Source organism: Peribacillus frigoritolerans (assembly GCF_030676415.1).
Classification (GTDB): domain Bacteria; phylum Bacillota; class Bacilli; order Bacillales; family DSM-1321; genus Peribacillus; species Peribacillus frigoritolerans_A.
Genome location: NZ_JAUUTW010000025.1, coordinates 77,790 through 83,851, shown reverse-complemented (window position 1 = coordinate 83,851; position 6,062 = coordinate 77,790). Strand labels below are relative to the sequence as shown.

6 protein-coding genes are annotated in these 6,062 nt (G+C 39.1%); 1 reads left to right on the top strand and 5 read right to left on the bottom strand.

The features are described 5' to 3' along the window. Window positions 1-240: 240 nt before the first annotated feature. Window positions 241-1,218, bottom strand: coding sequence for a 2-hydroxyacid dehydrogenase (locus Q8G36_RS20760; protein ID WP_305161638.1), 978 nt, complete (start codon window positions 1,216-1,218; stop codon window positions 241-243). A 99-nt stretch (window positions 1,219-1,317) separates the two neighbouring features. Continuing rightward, window positions 1,318-2,631, bottom strand: coding sequence for an Nramp family divalent metal transporter (locus tag Q8G36_RS20755; RefSeq protein ID WP_305161639.1), 1,314 nt, complete (start codon window positions 2,629-2,631; stop codon window positions 1,318-1,320). Window positions 2,632-3,077: 446 nt separating this feature from the next. Here Q8G36_RS20755 and Q8G36_RS20750 point away from each other — a divergent pair, with 446 nt between their 5' ends. Then, entirely contained in the window at window positions 3,078-3,383 is a 306-nt protein-coding gene (locus Q8G36_RS20750; protein WP_305161640.1) for a hypothetical protein, read from the top strand. 296 nt (window positions 3,384-3,679) lie between these two features. Here Q8G36_RS20750 and Q8G36_RS20745 read toward each other — a convergent pair whose 3' ends face one another. From Q8G36_RS20745 to Q8G36_RS20735, 3 genes are all read right to left on the bottom strand, one after another. Continuing rightward, the gene (locus tag Q8G36_RS20745; protein WP_305161641.1) at window positions 3,680-4,471 is read right to left on the bottom strand and encodes a phosphotransferase; all 792 of its coding nucleotides are present in this window, start codon (window positions 4,469-4,471) and stop codon (window positions 3,680-3,682) included. A 199-nt stretch (window positions 4,472-4,670) separates the two neighbouring features. Then, entirely contained in the window at window positions 4,671-5,225 is a 555-nt protein-coding gene (locus Q8G36_RS20740) for a competence protein ComK (protein WP_305161642.1), read from the bottom strand. A gap of 484 nt (window positions 5,226-5,709) precedes the next feature. Then, window positions 5,710-6,030, bottom strand: a complete 321-nt coding sequence (locus Q8G36_RS20735; protein ID WP_305161643.1) for a protealysin inhibitor emfourin — start codon at window positions 6,028-6,030, stop codon at window positions 5,710-5,712. Between the last annotated feature and the right edge of the window lie 32 nt (window positions 6,031-6,062).

Sequence of the window (6,062 nt, the reverse complement as noted above, 5' to 3'; positions counted from 1 at the left end):
CGAAAGCCGAGGAGGCTCCCCGACCGCCCGCGGAAAGCGAGTGCCTGGAGTGGAAATCAACGTCCAAATTGTACAAGCCATAAAAATAGACAAACTCGATTTTCATCGAGTTTGTCTACAGTCTGAGCCCTCCTTTATAGAGAGGGCTTTTTTTTGCTTTGCAGGATGATAATCCGGAACGAAAAATGGATAGCCCCCAATAAGGCTATCCAACGTAACTTATAAATGCCATCTAAAAAATCACTTTACCTTCACACCAGTTTTAATCAAGGTAGGCGGAGTTTCGCCCTGTAATCCAGCTACAAGGTTGGTTGCGGCCAGCATCGCCATTTTCAGGCGGGTTTCATATGTTGCGGAACCGATATGAGGCAAAGTGACGACATTCTTCATGGAAAGCAGTGGATTGTCTTCCTGGACAGGCTCCTGTACAAAAACATCCAGTCCTGCCGCGTGAATTTCACCAGTTTTAAGCGCATGGGTCAAGGCTTCTTCATCAACGGTTTTCCCTCTAGAACAATTGATGAAAATGGCGGTCTCTTTCATGAGTTTGAATTCTTTTTCCCCCATCATCTTTTCAGTTTCGGGAGTGAGCGGTGTCATCAAGCAGACAAAATCAGATTGCTTTAACAGATCTTCCAGAGAACAGTATGAAGCTCCATAATTTTGTTCCGCTTCTTCATTTCTGGATCTGTTGTGATATAAGATCTTCATATCGAATCCAAACCGGGCCCTTTTTGAAACGGCAGAGCCGATTCCGCCCATACCGATAATGCCTAATACTTTATGATGGACGTCCAACCCAAACCATTTTTCTCCGATATTCGATGTCCATTGCCCTGACTTTACCAGTTGATCCAACTCAGGCATTCTTCTCGCTGTGGACAGCATCAAGCCCATAATCGTATCTGCGACTGTCTCATTCAATACCTCGGGAGTGTTCGTAGCCATGATTCCTCGACTGGACAACTCGGTTACATCCAAATTGTCGTAACCAACTGACGAATTACAGACGATTTTTAATTGCGGTGCTTGATCCAGTAAAGTTTTATCCACTTTTAATCCTGAGCCTAATATACCTTGTGCGTTCTTCAGCTCTTGAAGAAATTCAGGATAATTTTGTGAGTCAAGACCCTCAAAATAAACGACGTCACAAGTCTCTTGAATATAATCCAGCACTTTTTGATCCACTTTCTTATAGATGATTACTTTCGGTTTCATCATTGATACCTCACTTCCAATAAAGTAGGACCCCATCGGGATCAAATGTGACATAACCTTCATGTTTCAAAACACCTCTACCTATAATCTACCATTATTTCAAAAAAAGGTAGTAGCTAATTGAACCGCGGACCACACAGCTAAAATGGAAGCTAAAGTTAGAACAATATTTTCGAACCAATTATTTTTATATTTTCCCATCAAGCTTTTTTGATTTGATAGCACCAGCATTCCAATTGCGATAATCGGAAAACCGATTATGTTTATTGCATTTACACCGATTGTCAATGCAATGAAACCAGGCATGCCGGGAATCGACCAAATGATTGGGGTAACTAATACAAAAATCATAACCCATTTATACATTGGATCTTTTTCATATTTACCATTGTACTTTTCGCGACGATCCTTATTTATTACGTAAAAGGCATCTACTATCAATCTTGGAAAACCCGTTGACTTGCCTACTACACTCGCGAATAATACACCAAATACACCAAGATAGAAAATGTACCAACCAAATTGTCCTAACGACATTTGTAATGCCATTGCCAAGTCATCAATCGTTTCCACATGAATTCCATTCGGTTTTAAAATTTCTGCTCCAACAACCCAAATGGCCAAATTAATCACAATGCAAACTCCGATGGCAAACAGTAAATCATTTCTTTGAACCTTTACATGACTCGGTTTCGTCCACCCCTTTTCCCTCATGAAATATGGATGTACAAAGTTCGAAATCGATCCTGCCACTGCACCGATAATTGAAATCGCCACCAATAATGCTCCATGTACACCAGTATCACTTGGAATGCTAAAACCAACCGTCCCTTTAATGATTTGCCCCACATCCGGTGTTGCTTGAATCGCCAGGAACAAGAAAGCAATGGTCAATAATGCCAAAAGCACTTTCATTACACTTTCAATTCTATTATAAATATTCCTGCCTATAAGCATAAACACTAATCCTACAACTACCATTGAAGCTAAGAATGGCTGATTAACATGGAATAGGGTCGATAATACCTCTCCCGCTCCCTTAATCATATAGGCATTAAAAAGATGACCCATGATTAATGCATAACCAAACATGAAGTAACCGAAAAATGGGTGAATACGTCCATAGCCTTCAAGAATGGTTAACCCCTCTGTGTTACACAGCTGGAACCGGGCAATAATATTGACGATAAGAAAACGAAGAATTAATGACAGAGCTAAAATCCACATTAAACTATATCCATAATCCGCCCCGGCAACAGAAGAAGTTACCAGATCCCCGGCTCCAAGCCACGTTAACACGGCAAGGATTCCCGGACCATAGGATGTTTTAAACTTCGTGATGAAATTTGGTTTTTTACTTATGACCTCAGGAACAATCACAGTGGATTCAGCAAGATTCGATTGATTTTTCATGTTATTCACTCCATCCCAAAGAGTATTGTATTCGCTTTCATTTTTTTCTAAAGCATTAATACTTTGATAACTCTGGACAATCAGATATTGAAATTATGACAGAACTTTAGGTCATTTCCGGAATTGACATAAAGTTTACGCTGCAGTATGTTGTCATGCTTCATGTTGAAGTGAATCAGATTTATTAAAAAAGCTCCCCTTCCATTTGATTGAATGTTTCGACTATTTACATTGAAATTGTAAGACAAATTAAAATGTAAGTCAATCATAATATTTATAAGTTTTTTTAAAAGCATAAAAAAACCTTTTGCCCCTTCGTACTTGTTGACCATTCAAGAGAATTGGCGTTGTTGCGGATTAGAAAAAACAGGATAAATAAGGGATATGTACAGCGTGCGAATAGATTAATGCTATCAGCGGATAATATAAGCGAAGGAGTGAAATATATGCCACAAGATAACAATGATCCATTTAATAATGCCGGGAACCCTGGTAAAGATCCAGCTAATAATCCCACTACTAATAATGACAACGATACAATTGACAGACCTGTAATGATTAATGATAGTTTGAACCCCGGATTTCAAAGAGAAGAACGTCCTGTGCCTAATGGTAATATCCCAACAATAGAGGGAGTTGCAAATGTTAAAGAACGTTTTCCTTCGGACCATGAAAGACTTATGAACAGAATCAATCTTGGGGATGCACTTATAAATCGAGAAAATACACATTTTGGAAGGTTTGAAAGATAAAAAAGATGTCTTATTGAATTAAATTGGGTTAGTGGAAGATAAACCACGAGAAAAAAGCTAAAGACCTGTATTGGCTTTAGCTTCCGTTTTTTTAGTTTTGTACAAAAATGAACTTCCTCTCCAGGCACTTGCTTTCCGCGGGCGGTCCGCCCTTTGCGCCTGCGAGGTCTCCCCTGGACTCGCTTTTCCCGCAGGAGTCTCGCACCTTCCGACCTTTCTTTTAAAAGGTCTTTCACCAATGAATTCACATTAAAGGTGAACTTGGTAAATTATCTCCTAGCTCATTTAACACATCTTTAGATCCACTCTTTTCCATTTTTATGAATAAATTCAATATCCTTTTGATAATGTTCAAGATGCCCTTCATCTATCATCTTTTGAAAAGCAATGTCACCTTCACTGGCTTTTCTTGTTATTGTTTTACATAATCCTTCTAATCGCAGCAATACCATTTCCAAATAATCTTCTTCTATTCCCTCACCGTAAGATTCAAAAAACAATCTAACCCTTTGTTTTATAAGGTTAGGATGCTGTAATGAATGATAATAAATTTTCTCACCTGCTTCTGAAAGATAAAATCTACTTAAGGGGACGCAATTATAAAGAGTATAAGCTATGTCCCAAATTCTTGGACCAGGTCCAGCATTATCAAAATCAATAATTCCAATTGGTCTTTCATGATTAAAAATAATGTTGTAAATTGCAAAATCATTATGGCATAGTACCTCAAATTGTTGGGGGGTGTTATCTATGGATTGCCAGCTTTCATCAAATGAAAAATCACTCACAGAATCATGATAAAAACGGAGCATTTTCGCTATTTCCATTAAGACATCATCAGACCATATGTATTCTTTTAAAGGATAAATACCAGCTTCTCCTTCAATAAATGATAATATCTCTCTTCCTTTTTCATCAATACCTAAAAACTTCGGTGCATAACTGAAACCTTTGTTCTCCAAATGCTCTAATAACTTATGAATTTTAGGACTATCCGGCTTTAATTCTCTTCGAACGGTATCTCCCGAACGATAAACCTTTGAGACATTCCCTCCTGTTAGCCTTTCTTCTTTTTCATGGTTTGACATCTAAATACCCCTCCCTAATAGTACTTTCTATAAATCGGAAAACAAATCCTGTTTGTTCAACTAAGTCTCTCCGTTAGTTTAAGTAGAAGCTTTTTTATCAGACGACCTTTACCTTTAACATAGCCCTTAAATGAAACCTGCTCTCACTTTATCTACTACGAAGAAAAGACCGCCAATTCGGCGGCTGCCTCTCATCTTATTATTCCTTCCCTTTCACCCTGTAATGAACCTCCCCAGGTTCTTTGCAAAAGGTGATTCCGCTTCCCGGTTCGTAATAAAAGGTCTTTTTGCCTAATGAGCGTTCATGGAAGGTCGTATGCAGATAGGATGCTTGGTCCCTTTTGAAGGCGAGCTGATTTTTGCTTAAGTTTACAGGAAGGCAATGTCCATAGTTTGTGTGGACCAGCGTTTCTTTTTCGTTCATTTCCTCCAAGTCACGAATGTGGATATAGGAAAACCAGACGCCTCCTCTTTTCCGGAATGAGCGTGAGGAGAACCAGACCATTCCCAGCTGGGCGTTTATGCAGACGGGCAGCCTGTATTTACCGCCAAGCACGGATTTGGCTGCTGCAAGTCCGCCATCCAGATCCAATCCAAAATGGTTTAACGTGTTATTCAGGATTTCCTGGCGCGGTTGTGCAACATGGAATGTATTCTCTCCTTCCACTACCGTAGTCATCTCTACACCATTGGCATCGTAACGCTCCACCATTCCTACCGTTTCCATATTCAATAAATAGTTTTTTCGTATCATCCTTCCATTCACTCCCCATTTCACTATTCCTTTTTATGGAGTATACTGGACATAGAGGCAGGTATACTCCTGCTCGCAGGCCCTTAGGTGATTGTCTGACCGGACGTACTCACCTAGGGGTTTTTGTTTTCTTTTATCGTCACTTTCATTTCTTGATATGTCATACACCTCCATGCGACCATTATCCTATTTTATGCATTTTTTGTAAAATCCATCTGAATTTACCTCTATTGAAATTCGTTCCCTTTTGTGACTAAATGACCTGTTTGAATGACTAACTCTTTACAAAATCTCATCAAAGGGCTATACTTTCCAATTTCCTTTTCAAATCTACTGCTCTAGATCACTATTTTCTTGTTATTCTGTGTCCATTTAGAGAACAAACAGCCAAAATCCATATAAAAGTGAAATGAAATGACATTTTTGTGAAGTTTTAAGACCACGTCAAAAAAGTCTATCTGGATGATAGACTTTTTTGACGTGGTTATTCGGCCATCTTCATTTCAATTGCTAAATTCCGTAAATAATCCAATAAGGGCCGTACTTCCTCTGGAGCTGTTATGTCAGTAAATGAGAAAGACTGCTTATTCTTTTCATTGGCTATATCCAGTTGGTATGAAAACGAGTCCGCTCCTTTCGCTTTAGCTCCAGCCATTTTACTTTCGGTTACAGCATTAGGTAGGTCGGCTGTCTTCATTAAGTTCTGTAATTCCTCATTTTGCTCTTCCGGCAATTCATCTGTATCTATCTGGAATTTCAAATCGAGGTTGGCAAATCCCCCTATGCAGCTAAATTTGATATGCATGGTAGATGAAGCCTCCTATTCATGGAATTTGA

Coding starts and splice junctions, on each gene's coding strand:
- Q8G36_RS20735 (WP_305161643.1), bottom strand. CDS start 6,030: ATGCATATCAAATTTAGCTGCATAGGGGGATTTGCCAACCTCGATTTG.
- Q8G36_RS20740 (WP_305161642.1), bottom strand. CDS start 5,225: ATGATACGAAAAAACTATTTATTGAATATGGAAACGGTAGGAATGGTG.
- Q8G36_RS20755 (WP_305161639.1), bottom strand. CDS start 2,631: ATGAAAAATCAATCGAATCTTGCTGAATCCACTGTGATTGTTCCTGAG.
- Q8G36_RS20750 (WP_305161640.1), top strand. CDS start 3,078: ATGCCACAAGATAACAATGATCCATTTAATAATGCCGGGAACCCTGGT.
- Q8G36_RS20760 (WP_305161638.1), bottom strand. CDS start 1,218: ATGAAACCGAAAGTAATCATCTATAAGAAAGTGGATCAAAAAGTGCTG.
- Q8G36_RS20745 (WP_305161641.1), bottom strand. CDS start 4,471: ATGTCAAACCATGAAAAAGAAGAAAGGCTAACAGGAGGGAATGTCTCA.